The sequence below is a fragment of the Bacillus sp. ISL-77 genome (assembly GCF_018613105.1).
Genome location: NZ_JAGGQY010000073.1, coordinates 23,503 through 40,426, shown reverse-complemented (window position 1 = coordinate 40,426; position 16,924 = coordinate 23,503). Strand labels below are relative to the sequence as shown.

At 37.2% G+C, this 16,924-nt stretch carries 15 protein-coding genes, 2 pseudogenes and 1 riboswitch; of the genes and pseudogenes, 3 read left to right on the top strand and 14 right to left on the bottom strand.

Annotation, left to right across the window (positions count from 1 at the left end; all coding sequences use genetic code 11):
* Positions 1–52 precede the first annotated feature (52 nt).
* The 3 genes from hutH to solA form a co-directional block, all read right to left on the bottom strand.
* A complete protein-coding gene (gene hutH / locus J7E77_RS25650; RefSeq protein ID WP_214717787.1) occupies positions 53–1,609 on the bottom strand; it encodes a histidine ammonia-lyase in 1,557 nt (518 codons plus the stop codon).
* A 30-nt stretch (positions 1,610–1,639) separates the two neighbouring features.
* Complete coding sequence (locus tag J7E77_RS25645) at positions 1,640–3,019, bottom strand: MFS transporter (RefSeq protein WP_214717786.1); 1,380 nt, start codon at positions 3,017–3,019, stop codon at positions 1,640–1,642.
* A 232-nt stretch (positions 3,020–3,251) separates the two neighbouring features.
* Positions 3,252–4,400 (bottom strand): N-methyl-L-tryptophan oxidase, encoded by a 1,149-nt coding sequence (solA, locus tag J7E77_RS25640; RefSeq protein ID WP_214717924.1) that lies wholly within the window; start codon positions 4,398–4,400, stop codon positions 3,252–3,254.
* 376 nt (positions 4,401–4,776) lie between these two features.
* Here solA and J7E77_RS25635 point away from each other — a divergent pair, with 376 nt between their 5' ends.
* A complete protein-coding gene (locus J7E77_RS25635) occupies positions 4,777–5,034 on the top strand; it encodes an aspartyl-phosphate phosphatase Spo0E family protein (protein ID WP_214717785.1) in 258 nt (85 codons plus the stop codon).
* Positions 5,035–5,253: 219 nt separating this feature from the next.
* Here J7E77_RS25635 and J7E77_RS25630 read toward each other — a convergent pair whose 3' ends face one another.
* The 11 genes and pseudogenes from J7E77_RS25630 to J7E77_RS25580 form a co-directional block, all read right to left on the bottom strand.
* Positions 5,254–5,397, bottom strand: coding sequence for a GapA-binding peptide SR1P (locus J7E77_RS25630; protein ID WP_214717777.1), 144 nt, complete (start codon positions 5,395–5,397; stop codon positions 5,254–5,256).
* Positions 5,398–5,477: 80 nt separating this feature from the next.
* Positions 5,478–5,759 (bottom strand): 6-phosphofructokinase, encoded by a 282-nt coding sequence (locus J7E77_RS25625; RefSeq protein ID WP_214730706.1) that lies wholly within the window; start codon positions 5,757–5,759, stop codon positions 5,478–5,480.
* Between the two features lie 157 nt (positions 5,760–5,916).
* Positions 5,917–7,245, bottom strand: a complete 1,329-nt coding sequence (locus J7E77_RS25620) for an MFS transporter (protein ID WP_214717775.1) — start codon at positions 7,243–7,245, stop codon at positions 5,917–5,919.
* Positions 7,246–7,551: 306 nt separating this feature from the next.
* Entirely contained in the window at positions 7,552–8,577 is a 1,026-nt protein-coding gene (locus J7E77_RS25615; RefSeq protein WP_214717773.1) for a zinc-dependent alcohol dehydrogenase, read from the bottom strand.
* 274 nt (positions 8,578–8,851) lie between these two features.
* Complete coding sequence (locus J7E77_RS25610; RefSeq protein WP_214717771.1) at positions 8,852–9,517, bottom strand: FadR/GntR family transcriptional regulator; 666 nt, start codon at positions 9,515–9,517, stop codon at positions 8,852–8,854.
* A gap of 280 nt (positions 9,518–9,797) precedes the next feature.
* Positions 9,798–10,556, bottom strand: coding sequence for an SDR family NAD(P)-dependent oxidoreductase (locus tag J7E77_RS25605; protein WP_214717768.1), 759 nt, complete (start codon positions 10,554–10,556; stop codon positions 9,798–9,800).
* Between the two features lie 33 nt (positions 10,557–10,589).
* Entirely contained in the window at positions 10,590–11,537 is a 948-nt protein-coding gene (locus J7E77_RS25600; RefSeq protein ID WP_214717767.1) for a transketolase family protein, read from the bottom strand.
* A complete protein-coding gene (locus J7E77_RS25595; RefSeq protein WP_214717766.1) occupies positions 11,537–12,412 on the bottom strand; it encodes a transketolase in 876 nt (291 codons plus the stop codon). The genes J7E77_RS25600 and J7E77_RS25595 overlap by 1 nt, the downstream gene beginning before the upstream one ends.
* Before the next feature lie 272 nt (positions 12,413–12,684).
* Positions 12,685–13,344: pseudogene (locus J7E77_RS25590) on the bottom strand (5'-methylthioadenosine/S-adenosylhomocysteine nucleosidase); the annotation flags it as partial.
* Positions 13,336–13,435: riboswitch (purine riboswitch) on the bottom strand. Its footprint overlaps the pseudogene before it by 9 nt.
* A gap of 65 nt (positions 13,436–13,500) precedes the next feature.
* Positions 13,501–14,448 (bottom strand): magnesium/cobalt transporter CorA, encoded by a 948-nt coding sequence (gene corA, locus J7E77_RS25585; protein WP_214717765.1) that lies wholly within the window; start codon positions 14,446–14,448, stop codon positions 13,501–13,503.
* 123 nt (positions 14,449–14,571) lie between these two features.
* Positions 14,572–14,739 (bottom strand): annotated as a pseudogene (locus J7E77_RS25580) (GNAT family N-acetyltransferase); the annotation flags it as partial.
* Positions 14,740–14,859: 120 nt separating this feature from the next.
* Between J7E77_RS25580 and J7E77_RS25575 the strand changes: the two are divergent.
* Both J7E77_RS25575 and J7E77_RS31520 read left to right on the top strand, forming a co-directional pair.
* Positions 14,860–15,150 carry a c-type cytochrome gene (locus J7E77_RS25575; RefSeq protein ID WP_214717763.1) on the top strand — a complete coding sequence of 97 codons (291 nt, stop codon included), beginning with the start codon at positions 14,860–14,862 and terminating at the stop codon, positions 15,148–15,150.
* Between the two features lie 130 nt (positions 15,151–15,280).
* Positions 15,281–16,204, top strand: coding sequence for a reverse transcriptase-like protein (locus tag J7E77_RS31520; RefSeq protein WP_214717762.1), 924 nt, complete (start codon positions 15,281–15,283; stop codon positions 16,202–16,204).
* Positions 16,205–16,924 lie beyond the last annotated feature (720 nt).

Sequence of the window (16,924 nt, the reverse complement as noted above, 5' to 3'; positions counted from 1 at the left end):
CTAAGTTAAAGAAAAAGAAGAAGCTTCCTGTGGCTTCCTCCTTAAACAATTACTATTCTATTTCTCCAATTAACTCTTCGACTAGTGTCACGATTTCTCCTTCTTGAATATAGTGGAAAATGATTTCAATATCAGGATGGAAAAATCTGTCCTCTTGAACAGTTGGAATTTTCTCTCGAATAAACTGATGAACTTTTCCAGTGACGATTGATGGATTCAATGTTTCATAGAAATCTAAAGCCTGCGTGGCAAGCATCAGCTCAATCGCTAAAATATATTGAAGTTTCTTTGATATTTGATAGGCCTTTTTAGCTGCAAAATAGGCAAAACTCACCACATCTTCTTGATTCGCACAAGTGGACACATTATCAATTGTAGCGGGATGAGAAAGAACTCTGATTTCATTTAATAAGCCTGCAGCCGTATACTGTGGAATCATATAGCCATTATTCAAACCGGGATTGGCCACTAAAAAGTTTGGTAGTTCACTTACATGATAATTCACTAATCGATCAATCCTGCGTTCCGTTATCTTGGCTAAGTTAGCCATCGCGATACACATGGTATCTGCATCCATTCCTACGAATGAGCCATCGAAGTTTCCTCCCATTAGGGCAAGCCCATCTTCCCCATCAGGCCAGATGATTGGGTTATCACTTGTGGACTGCATTTCATTCATCAGGTTTTCTAGCGTATTTTTTAATACCTTCTTTACTGCACCATGGACTTGTGGAATACAGCGTAAACTTAGAGCATCTTGTAATCGATGATCTTTGTAACTTTCGACAATTTCACTTCCACTCAGAATTGTCACTAAATTTCGGGCTGTTTTCCCCTGTTCCTCGTGTTTTTTTACGGAATGGAGTCGAGGATCAAAAGCTTTTATCGTACCTTTTAATGACTCAAACGACATGGCCCCCGAAATATCTGCTGTCTTCACAGCTTGAATCGCATTGTATAAGGCGAGCGTGGCGATTGCTGTAACCGAAGTCGTACCACTTATTAGTGCTAGTCCTTCTTTACAGCCTAAAATAACCGGTTTTAGTCCTGCTTTCTCTAATGCATCACAACCTGAAAGGAGTTCACCGTTATACCAAGCTTTTCCTTCACCCATTAATACTAAAGCAATATGTGCTTCAGGAGCAAGGTAGGCCACTGAACCATCACCGGGTACAACCAGTAATATGTCATGATTTAATAATCCGGCCATAAGTTCTAAAACCTCTAAACTGACTCCTGAAAATCCATGCCCTAAATGGTTTAGGATCATTAGCTGAATCGCTCTAACCACTTCTTTTTCCAGTGGCTCACCTACCGAGACAGCATGTGATCGAACAATATTTCGTTGTAGTATTTCAGCATCGTTCTTCGAAATCACTTCTGTTACATTACTGCCAAATCCGGTTGTCACTCCATAAATCGCACGCTCTTCTTGTAAAAACTTTTCGATTAATCCACGTGATGTTTTTACCCTGTTACAATACGTATCCGTAAAGGAAACTTTTGCAGAATATCTAGCAACAGCGATCACCTCATGAATCGAAAGCTCATGATCTCCAAGAATAACCTCTTTAATATCTCTTGGCTGTAAGTATTCATTCTTGGTCATCTAAAACACCTCATTATTCAAAAATAAAGCTTATGATAAATTTCTTTTGCTTGAATGCGCAGAATCTATGATTGGAGAGTTCCCCGTTTCAAGTTCTGGTTTATTAACATCACTTATCGATAGATACTTTGTTTCTGGTGCCCATGCGATCGATACAATTGTTCCAATCAACAGTATAACACTCATCGCAATCATCGATGGTCCCATCCCCCATGAACTAACACTAACTGGTAACAGAAAGGTTCCAATAGCAGAACCAATTCGGCTGACAGCCGTAGTTACGCCGACACCTGTGCCACGAATTTCTGTAGGGAAAAGTTCTGCAGGATACACTAATGTAAGGTTTGATGCCGCAGACATAACAAAAGTAAAGGTAGCAAAGATAATGATCGCTAACGTTTGCGAATCCTTAGGCAATACACTTAACAAAAATAAAGAAATGGTAAGAATGATAAAGGTAGAAATCGTGAAGCTTCTTCGCGTAAGCTTTTCCGTACACCAAACACCAACGATGGATCCAACTAGCAGGAAAATGTTCAGTTGCATATCAATACTAAACGTTTCTTCAAATCCCATTTTACTTAATATCGTAGGTAGAAAAGTATAGATGGCGAAATACGGAACAACCTGACATAAATAAAATAAAGATCCAAAGGTTGTCCGTTTCCAAAGATGTTTACTGAAAAGATCAACCATACGGAAAGCTTTTTTAGTATTTTCTTTAATCGTTTCATCCATGATGGCATTGGGTCCAATATATTTTCTAACAATAGCACGAGCCTCTTCCACACGTCCCATTTTAATTAACCAGAGCGGCGATTCAGGAGTTCCAATTCGTAAAATTAATAAAAGGAAAGCGGGAATGGCAGCACTCATAAGCATCCATCGCCAAGAATCCGGGCCTGATTTTTGTAAATAAAAACCTACAATATTTGAAACGACATAACCAACTGTCCAAAGTACATTTAAAGAAGAAAGCAATAATCCTCTATACTTTCTAGGGGCAAACTCAGCTAGTAAAGTCGATCCAACAGCGTAGTCTCCTCCTAATGCAATCCCGATCAATAAGCGTAAAATGAATAACGTCCATGGGTCATTGACAAAAAACTGTAAAGCAGAGGCAATCGTAATAATCAGAAAGTTAGCTAAGTAGATTTTTTGTCTGCCAATGCGATCAGATAATCCACCTAGAAATAGGCTCCCAAAAAAGAGACCAATTAAAGCCGAGCTTCCGATTAATCCTTCCCATATAGGTCCTAATTTCATTTCTGGTCCTAATAATGAAAGCGCCATTCCAATAATCCCTAAAGCAAAACCATCTGAAAAATTAGAACCGAAAGTAAGTGCAGTAATACGAAGATGAAATTTATTAAGCGGGGCATCATCCATTAAATATTTTTGATTACTCATAAAAAACTCCTTTTCACTATTTTTTAATTTTTCAGATAAATACTCTCAAAAAAAAATAACTTAATTACCTTTCATCGTTATTTAAGCGTTTACACTTTATCTAACTAAATTATAATGTTTTGAAATACAGAAGGCTCTAGATAATCATTCGAACTATTAGCACAATGTTGCTATTGTAAAGTGATTATTGGCCATAAAAAAGGAGGAAACCGCATTTAAGGTTCCCCCCTTATTAATTATTAAATTCATTTGAAAATCGATGAAGTGAAAACATGGAGATATCATAATTAGTTTTACCTTCAGTAACTAGATTACCTATTATTTCTCCTATGATACTTGCAAATTTAAAGCCATGTCCTGAAAAACCCGCCGCTATAATGACATTTGAAAGTATAGGGTGACGGTCAATAATAAAATGCTCATCAGGAGTAAGTGTATAAAGACAGGTTTTACCTTTAATCAGGGGACCATTGGCTTTTGGTAGATACTTTTTAATAAAGTTCCGAGCCTCATACTCATCTGATGAATTGACACCGTATTCCCGATTGAAAAAATCCGGATCTACCTTTTCGCCACCATCATGTCTTCCGATTTTTAACCCACTTCCATTGATATTTGGAAAGCCATAATAATGTTCATCTAATAAATCAATCGTGAAAGCCGGAAAACGACTGGAATCATAAAGAATATCATCACATTCAAACCATGAGACTGTTTTCCGTGTCGGCTGAAGAGGAATGTCTAATCCTGTTCCCTCAAGGATTTTTCCTGTCCAAGCTCCCGAACAGACAACCACATAATCAGCAACATATTGCTCGCTATTTGTTTGTACAATGGCACCTTCACCAAACTTTTCAATTTTCTCCACTTTTGTAAATGGCACCAATGTCATCCCATTCGCTAAGCCAAGTCGGCGATAGGCTCGAATACATTCTTCACTAAATAACACTCCTGAATTTTTTTCTAAACATCCTACGGATCCTTCTGGTATCTTGAAGCCTGGCCACCGAACATTTATCTCATCACTTGGTAGTATTTCAAGAGGTAAAGAAAATTCTTTTGCACTTTTGACAACTTCCTCGATAAATAAAGAGCCCTCTGCACCGACACATAATACTCCTGTAGGAGAAAACAAATCCATTCCTGATTCTTGTTCTAATTCTCGCCATAATGCTTGAGCTCGGAGTGCAAGCGGAACATATTCCCTTCCTTCTCCATAGGCATGGCGAATGATTCTAGTATCCCCATGATGGCTGCCCAAGCTATGGGGGGGATCATTAGAATCTAGTAATAATGTCCTTTTTCCAAGCTTCGATAAATAATACCCTGCAGCCATGCCCATAGCCCCTGCTCCTACAATAATTACATCATAGTGGTCCATCAACCTATCACGCATCCTTCCATACACTTTTTTAAGTATAAAATAATAATATCAGAAATCTCTTTCTTAATAGAAGAAACTCGGTCTTATTAATCTCCAGAAGAGCTTACTATCTACCTATTAGTTGTTGGAACACTCCTGCAAATTTTAGTCTTAAAGTCCTTCAACTCTTTAAGGGACTACAAAATGAGTGAATTCAACAGGCCATGTTGTCGAAAATCTACAAGCCTCGTCTATTTTTGTCTCCTTTTATCTTCTTTTATCTTCTTTTATCGAATCTAATCCATATCAGTTAATAAATGCTATAATTCATTCAACTCTACTAGAATCTACGTTTACTGAAATTTTACTGAAATTTTATAAGGAGTAATCGGCAATGAGACTAGAACAATGTGAAGCTGCTATTAAAGAGAAAAAAAAGGAAATGATTAAATTAGGAATGACAAAAGGACTTCAAAATGAAGAAACCATCTATTGCAGCCAAGAACTAGACAAACTGCTTAACGAATATAATAGGTTATTATTAGACGATAAACATTCTAAACCCCTAAATCCTTATTTTGACCTTTTCACAATATTTACAACACACGTACATAGGATTTTATCTATTCCTTACGGATCTTTTTTTATTTAATTGCAATAGTCGTATACCTCAACTTAAGTCCTTTGAGAACCGTTTCTAAATGTGTTTGAATTCGTTAATAATTTAGAGAGAATGCACCCATGGCATTCTCTCTCTTTTTTGTCTTTTTTTAATCAAGGGCTTTTAAGTGCCCTCCCAATAAAAAAAGACAAAGAGCAGCTTGCTCTCGTCTTTAGCTATATATAAAACCTAAAAGTTCCTAGAGCAAAATCAATCTTCTTTCTTCCCTTCAGAACAATCCGTACACATTCCATACCATGTTTTAACGCCTTCTGGGTTATCAACTATGTCAATCACTTCTCCACATACCTGACATATGATGGTACCTTGTTTTACTATTAATTGCTCAACCATAATTGTTTGCCCCCTTAACTTTTGTTTGATAAAAACATTTTTGGTAACCATTTAAATAATCCTGATTTAATGGCTATTTCCTAGTGCAACAGCGTTTCTAGTAATCTATATTTATCCTGCTTATCAGCCCGTTCGGCATGGACATGTTCAAGTTCTCTATGGATGATTTTATTTTCTTTCATTCCTACTGTATGACCGGAGTGTCCATTCACCAACAGTTCTACGGCCGTAACTCCCATTTTGGTTGCTAATACCCGATCAAATGCTGATGGGTTTCCGCCTCTTTGTATGAAACCCAATACAGTAGTTCTTACACTAATGTTTAACTTCTCTTCAATGTAGCGTTGTAATTCCTGGGGCATCTCCACCACTTGTTAAGACCCCTAGTTTTTTCATTATTAATACACCCTCTTACACAATAAGAATTTTAATTGGTTAGAAGGAAATTCCAGCAGCCAGATTAACGTAACCGCCGGAATTTTATTTAAGGTAGAATCATGGAATGATGAAATTTTTGTTTTAACTAGATTTTTTTAGACTTAGGTCATTCTTATTTAGAGCCCTTCCTGACTGTTTCACCAAGAAAACAACAATACAGGAGCTAATAATCATGCTGACACCTAAGAAAATCATCGCTGTATTAAAGGACCCTGTTGTATCCTTTATATATCCCACAATGTATGGTCCAAAGAATCCACCAAGATTTCCTACACTGTTGATGAGTGCAATTGCCCCTGCTGCAGCGGCCTCCGTTAAGAAAGATGGCGGAATGGACCAGAATGGAGAGTAGGCACCAAATGCTCCACATAAGGCGATTGTTAGGAAAACAAAGGATAATACAATACTGGTATTTGCAACTAAGCTGCTAATAACCATTGCAACGGCACTTGTTGTTAAACATGCCGCAACATGCCAACGTCTCTCGTTCTTCTTGTCGGAATGGTTACCAACTAGAATCATCGTCACCATGGCACAAACATACATTAGCCCTAAAACCCAACCCATAGATTGGGTACTTAGTGATGTTGTCTCCGTTAATCCTTGAGAAATGGTTGGTAAAAACATGACAATTCCATAATAACCAATCATCCAGCAAAAATACCCTACCGATAAGATAAGAACGTCACGATCCTTTAAAGCCTGCGAGAAAGTGTAGTGTTTTACTTGCTGTTTTTCCAGTTTCTCTTTTGTTGTAACGTCAATTAACCATTGTTTCTCGTCTTTGTTCAACCATTTTACACCTTCAATTTTATCATCAAGATAGTAGAAACATACTACACCTAAGATGACCGCTGGAATCGCTTCCAAAACAAACAGCCATTGCCATCCAGCTAAACCTAACCAGTCGACACCTAGTAAGAAAGTAGAGAGTGGAGCACCTAAGGCATTCGCACCTGGTATCGCCAGCATAAATCCTGCAATCGCTTTAGCATGATGCTTTGTTTGATAAAAACCACTTAAGTAAAAAACCATACATGGATAAAAACTAGCTTCAGCAACCCCTAAAAGAAACCGTGCTGTATAAAATTGCATGGGAGTTTGTACGAAAGCCATTAAAACGGCAATTATAGCCCATGTAACCATGATTCTACTAATCCATTTTCTAGCTCCAATTTTCGTCATCATGGCGCTGCCTGGTACTTCTAAAAGGAAATAACCAAGGAAAAAGATCCCTGCTCCCAATCCAAAAACAGCATTAGAGAAACCTAAATCTTCGTTCATTTGCAGGGCAGCAAATCCAATATTCACCCTATCAAGTATAGATATTGTAAAACATAGAAATAGAAATGGGATTAATCTTAACGTAACTTTTTTAGTAGTTGAACGCTCTAATTGTAGTAGATCCAAAATAATTCCCCCTTATGTGTTCATGCCTTCCTTTTTACAAGCTTTCATTTAGAGTTTGATAGTCTATCAAATTCCTTTTGACAATGAAGCTACGAATCTCCCTGAAAAGGTTTAAAAATTTCGAGAATTTAAAACGCAACCCCTTACATAAAACGCTTTCAAAAAATACTTTTATTCCACTCGGTTTAGCGAAACAAAAGATGGGGTATGTCAGATCGATTCCTCAAATGTTTTCCCATAATAATTATCTTACTATACGATAAAGTAAAGACCTGATGTATGTAAAGCAATATAGTGTGGGATATATTAGAACTTCAGCAATACTTTTACCACATTTTCCAATTTTTCATCAACAATTTTCATGGCATTCTTGATATCTTCAATGGGTACAACCTTTGAAATGAGCAAAGACGTATCAAACATATTGGCTGCTATTGCCTCTGCTGCAATCTCGAAATCATTTCTCACATACATATTGGAACCAATTAATTGGATTTCCTTATTTTGAATGTAGGAAATATCAATTTCTGGTTTCTTTCCAAAAAGAGCAACTTCAGAAATCTTTCCGCCCCTTCTAACCATTTTGAAAGAATCATTTAGCACGGATTGGATTCCAACCGCAATGAATACTGTATCTACACCATCACCATTGGTCTCGTCCAAAATTCTTTGAACTGCATCCTCATGAATCGTATGGATTGGAGACGTGGCTCCTAATTTTTTGGCAATATCTAAATTAAAATCAACAGCATCTGTTATAAAGATCTTGGTTGCACCTGAGTTTTTTGCTGCTAGCAATAGTCCCAAACCAATTGGACCTGCTCCAAGGATCGCCACTTTATCGCCCAGACCTACTCTAGCCTTTCTGACAGCATGGACACCAACAGCAAGCGGCTCAATCAGGGCTCCCTGTTCAAAGGATACATTATCAGGCAACTTTACGATTGTGTTTTCAGGAACTACAATAAATTCGCCAAAGGAACCGATCCATTCCTGTGTACCTAAAACCTTCTTTTCTTTACAAATATGATAATTTCCGGCTTGACAGTGTCTGCAAACTCCACAGCCATAATGGGGCTCAACAGTGACGCGATTGCCCACCGAGACACTTTTTACTTCTGAACCTATTTCGATTACCATACCAGCAAGCTCATGTCCTGAGATGACTGGTGGAATTCGAAAAGGATGGGTTCCGTGGTAAGCATGAATTTCCGAACCGCATATTCCAGTTACCTTGACTTGAATCTTGACTTCATTCGCTTGCTTGATATCTGGGATGCCAACCTCTTGTAATTCTACTGAGAATGGTTTATCAATGACTGCTGCTCTCATCATCTTCCCCCTTTTTTAACCGATGAAATTCTTTACACTCACCCTGCCTGCCTGTCTGTCTCTTGTCATCTTGTTCACTTGTCTATTAAGGTACCTTATATTAGTAATATACTTTTACTTGAATTGTTTGTCAATAAGATTATTGAAATGAATCCAATTCCAAAGAAAAATAAAAATCCCCCACCATTTTTTTAGGTAGGGGATTTAAAGTGTAAGTTTCTATTTACATACTGTTTAATGCCATCAAACTATTATCGGCACGGAATTTTCTTGTTTAATCTTTCCAATATCGATCATATAAGTTTTGCATATGTTTAGTCATAATTTCTACTGCTTCTATTTCGTTATGATTCTCAATCGCTTTAATAATTAATTGATGCTCTTTAAAATTAACGTCTCGATAGTCTGGGCGAGTTACGGTTCGATCTCGAATAAATTTCCACATTTCTTGTTGTTTCATAGCATTACTAATAGCCGCCATGATGTTAATAAATAAATCATTATGTGAGGCCTTTGCAATACCATTATGTAATTTCTCATCTGTTTCTGGTACATATACGCCAGCCTTGGTTTCGTCCTCCATCTGTTTGATGGTCGAACGAAGCTCCTCTATGTCTTCATCAGTAGCCCTTTGCGCTGCATATCTTACAATCAAAGGCTCAATATTCATCCTTGCTTCAACAATGTCCTCTGGAGTGATTGATTCAAAAAAGATGGCGGATTGAGAATTTTCAGCTGCAGTATGATTACTTTTAACAAAAGCACCTTCGCCTTGACGGGAATAAATAACACCATTCAATTCCAATGCACTAAGGGCCTGTCTAATAGGGGCACGGCTTACACCAAACTGTTCGCATAGCTCTCTTTCAGCTGGCAGTTTATCACCTATTTTAAATGAACCCGATTGGATTTCTGAAAGAATTTGATTATAAATTTGCATATATAATTTTTTGCTAGATACTGGATTAAAATTAATAATAACCACTTCTCTCTATATATTGTTCATTATATTTTAGGTAATTAGATATAAATAATTATATATATATCTATTTGAAAGGGCAACAAGCTTAATTCTTATGATGGAAACAGCACGGGCTGACGGAAAAGCTTTTAACAAAAGCCGAACAGACTCATTTTTTTCCATTGAAATTTCCTTATTTCCATATAACGCTAATACAGGCATACCAGTTTGGAATGCCTGTAAAGGATAACTATGTAGACTAATCCATGTGCGAACCACCGTTTATATCTACTTCTTCACCAGTAATATAGGATGCTTCTTCTGAAACTAAGAATGCGATGGTTGCTGCAATTTCCTTCGTTTCACCAGGTCTTCCCATAGGGATTCCTGCTACAACTTCCTTTGCCTGATCTTCAGGAAGCGATTTCCATATGTCCGTATTAACAAGTCCTGGTGCTACACAGTTTACTGTGATTCCATCAAGCGCAACCTCGCGGGCAAGGTTCTTGGAGAATCCTAATACGGCTGCCTTTGAAGCGGAATAGTGCGGCCCTCCAAATACTCCTCCCCCTCGTTTCGCTGAAACGGAAGAAAGACTAATGATTCTACCATACTTTTGTTTTTTCATCGTTTCTAGTACGGATTGAGTGCATAAGAATAATCCAAACATGTTAACATTAAATACTCTTGATATGTCCTCAAGTGTCATATCTTGAACGGTTACTTTTTGTGAAATCCCTGCGTTATTGACAAGGATATCGATTCGGCCAAATGTTTGAAGAACCTTCTCCACCATGGCATCATTCGATTCTTTGCTGGTCACATTCAATTCTACCCCTAACGCTTTTCCGCCAGCTTCTGTAATCGCATGAACTGTATCCTGAATTCCGTCCATATTTATATCAGCAACAACAACGGATGCTCCCTGTTTTGCAAGGGTTAAAGCGATCGTACGTCCTATCCCCTTTTTGGAACCACTGCCAGTAACGATTGCTACTCTATTATTTAATTCAGACATTGTTTCTCCCTCTTCCTGATTTATTATTCCTTACTAAAGTATTTCCTTTGCTGTTCTTACAATATCTTCTATCGTAATTCCATTAAGCTCTAACAATTTTTCATAGGGGGCAGATTGTCCGAACTGATCTTGTACCCCGATTCTTCTCACAATACCCTTTCCTTCTTCTGCCACTACTTCACATACGGCACTTCCAAGACCATTTAAAATATTATGATCTTCTACCGTAATGATCTTGCCGATATTTAGACATTCAACGACTGCTTCTCGATCAAGAGGTTTAATCGTATGCATATCTAATAGCTTGACAGAAATCCCTTCTTTTTCTAATTGCTTTACTGCTTCTAATCCGAGACACACGGTATCCCCATTCGCAATAATCGCGATATCTTTCCCGTCCTTGATCTTTTTTGCTTTCCCAATGGTAAATTCTTCATTTTCATCATATAGAATTGGAACCGTATCTCTCGTAAAACGAAGGTAGACTGGTCCATACATTTCCGCTGCTTGCTCTACTAATTTTCTAGTAGAATAATAGTCAGCACCCATAATGACTGTCATATTAGGAATCGTTCTTAGCACTCCCATGTCCTCTATACTTTGATGACTTGCACCATCATTAGCTGGCGTAAGTCCCCCATGAGAACAAGCAATTTTTACATTTAAGTTGGGGTAACAAATTTCTTGTCGAATCTGCTCAGCCATTCTTAATGAACCAAATACTGCGTAAGTGCTTACAAAAGGAATTTTGCCAGTTGTCGCTAATCCTGCAGCTAATCCAGCACCATTTTGCTCAGCAATCCCAACATTAACATGTTGATTAGGTAATTGCTTTGCGAATTCTGTCGTCTTACATGACTTGCCAATATCAATATCAACAACATAAATATTTTTATTCTTTTTTCCTAATTTTACAATTTCATCACCGAAGGCTTCTCTGGTAGCTTTTTTCTGGAAAACATCTTTTTCGATAACACTCATTATTTTAACCCCCCAGCAATTTCTTCTATTGCATGAAGATACTCAGCATCATTTGGAGCAACACCATGCCAACCACAAACATCTTCCATAAAGGATACGCCCTTACCTTTTATCGTGTCGCATACGATGCATTTCGGCTTTCCATTTTTCGCTTCTCTTATATCATCTAATGTATGAACGATCTCTTCCATTGAATGTCCATCAATTCTTCTTGTTTCAAAACCAAAGGCTTGAAACTTTTTTTCTAAATCTTGATTGGGCATAATTTCATCCGTTGTACCATCAATTTGCAATCCATTATCATCAACAAATACAACTAAATTATCTAATTGATACTTAACCGCACTTTGTGCCGCTTCCCATATTTGTCCTTCTTGACACTCTCCATCTCCTACAATAGCGAAAACTCTATAATCCTTAGAATCTCTTTTTCCCCCTAGTGCCATTCCAACTGCACAAGAAAGTCCCTGTCCTAGAGACCCAGTAGAAATATCAATGCCAGGGCACTTTTTCATATCGGGATGACCTTGAAATGGAGAGCCATACTGTCTTAACGTGTAAATGGTTTCATACGGAACATACCCTCGTAAAGCTAATGCTGAATATTGAATAGGACAAACATGCCCTTTTGATAAAACAAACCGGTCACGGTCTTCCCATTGGGGATTAGTCGGATCAATGTTCATTTCCCTAAAATAAAGTGCCGATACTACATCAGCTGCTGATAGGGAACCACCTGGATGCCCAGATTTTGCTTCATGAATCATCGTAATAGCCGTTTTTCTAAGCTCAATCGCTTTTTGCTTTAATTCTTCAACACTACAATCTTTCATACCAGCCACCTCATTAAATTTTGACTTACTTTTTTTAGACATTAACTAAAAGCATCACAGTATATCTACGTTGTCTACTTGTCTACTAAGGTGCCTTATGGTTTTAGTGTATCTCTATTTAACCAATTGTCAATACACATTTTTATAATAATCACATGTCCTCGAAACGTTTTATCGGCAAAAAAAAGAAGAAGTTATCATATAGATAAGTCTTCTTCTTCAAATTGGTTGATGGGAAAATAAATAACCTAAATTCCACTTAAAGCAAACACCCTCATTTACTTGGACAAGGGTGTTTGTTAAGTTTTACGATATTATTTGCTTTGAATAGTAGAAATGTATTTTTTAACTACTTCATAAACATATTCTTGATTGACTGCTGCTGTATCCGGGTTGTAGTTACCACCATTTGTTTTATTATTTGATAGTACTCGAATACCCAAGAATGGTACATCATAAGCTTTGGCCATTTGTGCTGCTGCGGCACCTTCCATTTCTTCTACAGATGTACCGTAATTCGTATGGAACCATTTAATTCGATCAACTTCATTATTCCAAACGTCTGCTGAACCGATCGTACCCTCGACAACTTCACCCTTAGTGTAGGTATCTTTTACTGCATTAGCAGCTGCAAGTAAATCCTTATCTCCCTCGTAGTAACGGATTTTTTCAGCATTAGGATCTGACCCGCTTCCTTCAGAAGCCATTAAGTCCATCGAGATCCATGGAGTGGGATCCATTCCCTCGTTTTCATTCTTACTTTCTGTTTTTAAGGAACCGATATTTGTCGTTCTTTTTCCTAAAACAATATCAAATACATGTAATTTCGGATCATGTCCGCCAGATGTACCCTGGTTGATGATAGCGATCGGGTTATATTTTTCAATCGCCACTGCTGTAGCGGCTGCTGTATTTTCCATTCCCTTACCTGTTTTAGCAACGATTACAGGATAATTGTCCAGCTTTCCTTTGTAGAGGGTGCCGGGAGGCCAATACTTAGGGAACCAGGTAGAAACACTCAGACCATATTACCGAGTATATACGAGTAATGATATTTAAGATGATTACTATGATAATATAGCAAATATAAAATTTTACTCTTTCTGAAATTACTTAATATTGGTTGTTTGTTACTTTTTAAATAACCAGCCTTTTTTGTAAAACCAAAAAATCATTACAATTACAATGATCGCCATAACTCCTAGAGTGATAAAATAGCCGTATTGCCAATGTAACTCTGGCATATGATCAAAATTCATTCCGTACACGCCTACAATAAATGTAAGTGGCATAAAAATGGTTGTTATAACGGTAAGTGTCATCATAATGGAGTTCATGCGATTGGATTGAATGGACATGTAATTCTCCCTCATATCAGAAGTAACGTCTTGATTAGACGCAACTATATCCGTTAACTTCATCAAGTGATCATATATATCGGAAAAATAATGGTGAATTTGCTTTGTTTCCTGAATCCGCTTCGAGTTTATCATCCGATATAACAAATCTCTCATCGGAATGATCGTTTTTCGCAAACGAATCAGTTCTCTGCGAATCTCATAAACCTCTTCGATGATTTTTTTGCTGCTGGCTTCCTTCTCTTCATATTCATTTAGTTTATCCTCAATTTGATGCAAAATTGGAAAATAGCAATCCACTAATTCATCAATAATGCTATGGAGAACAAATAACGGTCCAACCTTTTCCATTTCCTTACTTGCAAATAATTTTTGCTTAACCATATCTATTGCCTCATCCTTCTCCTTATGAAAGGACACGACATAGTTTTCTCCTACAAAAACATCTATCTCCTCGCACCTTATTGTTTTACTTAATGAATGTAAAACAAAGAAAAGGACACCATCATAATAATTCATATTGGGGCGCTGGATAAAATGCAGACAATCCTCAATCGCCAAGGGATGAAAGTGGAAAAATTCACTTAACAACTTTGTTTCCACATTAGTTGGTTCCTCAAAATCCACCCAATAAAATTTGAACCGATCTGACCTTAGATCCTCCAACTTTACATCAATTATCAACTGATTATCTTGTGTAATAGCATAGGTAAAAATCATTCATAAACCTCACTTTATTGATTTTAGCCTTTCCAATTTTACCACTAGAAACTTATCACTCTTCGATAAATTTCGGGTGGTGACCAAAGGCACTGGTATATCCAGAGGGAAACTTTCGAACCATTAGCTTCCCTGTATTTCCTTAATACTCTTTCCAGATAAAAATGCATGACCAGTCGTTAGTTTGGCTATCGTTTGGAATCCATATTTCAAGTAAACCTTTTCGACTCTCTCATTGATCGGAAAAACCCAGAAATTCTCCACTCCTTGATTCTTTACTTCCTCTTGCAACAACCTTATCATGAAACATTTCTCATTTGTTCAAAATTGAGCCGATTTTTCACCTCTAAACTCAATTAAGATAGATATAAGGAACATTTCTACTATTATATTGTGTTTGGAGGAGACATCGTGAATCGACTATGGGTTGCTTTGGCGTTAACGCTGTTAGTTTTACCCGGCTGTTCATCCGATAAATCTAGTACAGCCACGGATGGAGAATCAATCTATAACGAAAGTTGTGCTGCTTGTCATGGTGAAAAATTACAAGGGGCTGTCGGCCCGACTGTGGCAAATATGAAAAGTAAGTATTCAGAAGCTGACGTCCTGAAAATCATCAACGAAGGTACGAAGAAAATGCCAGGCAATCTATTAGATAAAGAAAAATCAGAGATTGTCACGAAATGGCTAATGGAGCAATAAATACTATATCGATGCGTAGATTAGGAGGAATCTTAATCTTTTTTCGTTACTTGGATAAATATTACTAAAATAGTATAATTTATATATCATCACAAAAAAAGAACAGAAGAAATATAGAACGCAGGTGAGAGTGATCACTAGTAAAACACAACAAAAATCTCCAGTAGCTTTACTTTTAAAAGGAGAGATCATACAGAAATTAAAAGTATCAAAAGCTAAAATGAATGTCTATCTAGAGGATGGAATGCCTCACTATATGATTGGAAATGAATATAGGTTTTTGGAAAGCGAGATATTGAAATGGTTGGAGTCCTATCAACCATCGCAGGAACGGTTAGAGAGTGACTTTGTTGATCAAAAAGGACGGACCCTTGAAGAATACGTAACTGAAGATATCGTCCTCGCAACGTTGCGGATCACAAAAGAGAAATTGGTGGGGTTGTGTAAAAACCGAATGCCTTTTGAAAGAGTCGGAGAAAAGGACTTTTTTCATATTCAGGATATCCTTGACCATTATCGGAAGGGGCCTGTGGTCATACTGAAAGGAACATCTTCGGCTAGAAGTTCAAAGAAAAAGTATTTAATGCCGTTGTGTCTAAATATTCCTAAAGAGGTTCCCTTTATTATCGTTGATGGTTCTTACAATTTTAATAATCACAATGCGGGGACAGGTTTGGTTCTGATTGAAAATCGTGATACAGCAACTGGTATCTCCAATGTCAGAAATATCAAAACAGCTAAATCTATTGTTTGTGAATTCCTAGCACTACTGGATGCATTAAGACTGATTAAAAATCAAAAGATTTACAAAGCCATTATCGTGACAGACCAGGAAGCATGGTCTAAAGGAATCGCTATTGATGTAAATGCTTATGAAGGTTCGGTTAAACCCTATATAAAAGAGTTTAATCAATTATGGAATGAGTTACAGGGGAAAACTGTGGTTAAGTTTGTTGGAGAACTGAGCAATGGGAAAAAGAATGTCCTTTATAAAAAAGCTCATACCTTAAGCCGAGCATATAAAAAAGCTGCGATTGATCATTTGGATCTATAGTAAAATTAGGTAGTTTGAACTAAAAAGGGCAATGTGAGAGAAAAACTTTGAGGAAAGTATCCATTCTACTTGTATTATTTGGAATTATTTAACATTAAAATTGAAATAAAGTAACTTAAACCTCCCGTTGGGGGGTTTTTGGGTTGTATTTAAGACTCTATGTAAGTCTGAAATAGATCTTTTTATCAAGAAATTTTGATTTGTGTTTTTTTAGGTGGGTTTGTGCCATTTTCAGTTGGTTTTGTGCCATTTTAAACACCTTTTGTGCCATTTTCGGTTGGTTTTGCGCCATTAGACAATATATGTAAATTATCGATCTGAAATTGAACTTAATTTTTCAGAAAATTGATATAACACAGCAAAAAGCTTCTAGTCCAAACTAGAAGCTTTTCTACTTTACCGCTTTAACTGAGCGGAGACAGACCCCCACATATCAATTAGATGTAATCACAGTTTCCTTCTTGTCTATTGATGTAATAATTACCTTATACGAATCATTCTTTATAATTGCCTTGGTTTCTTTACTCGTTGGAATACTTGAATGGTGTTATTGATCTTTGGTTTTCGTTAAAGATTAGCCGTATACCCTTTCTAGAGAAACAGCTACATTCCCATTCCGGGAAAACCGCCCATTCCCATTCCGGGTTGACCACCCATTCCCATTCCTGGTGAACCGCCCATCCCCATGCCTGGTGATCCGCTCATTCCCATTCCTGGAAA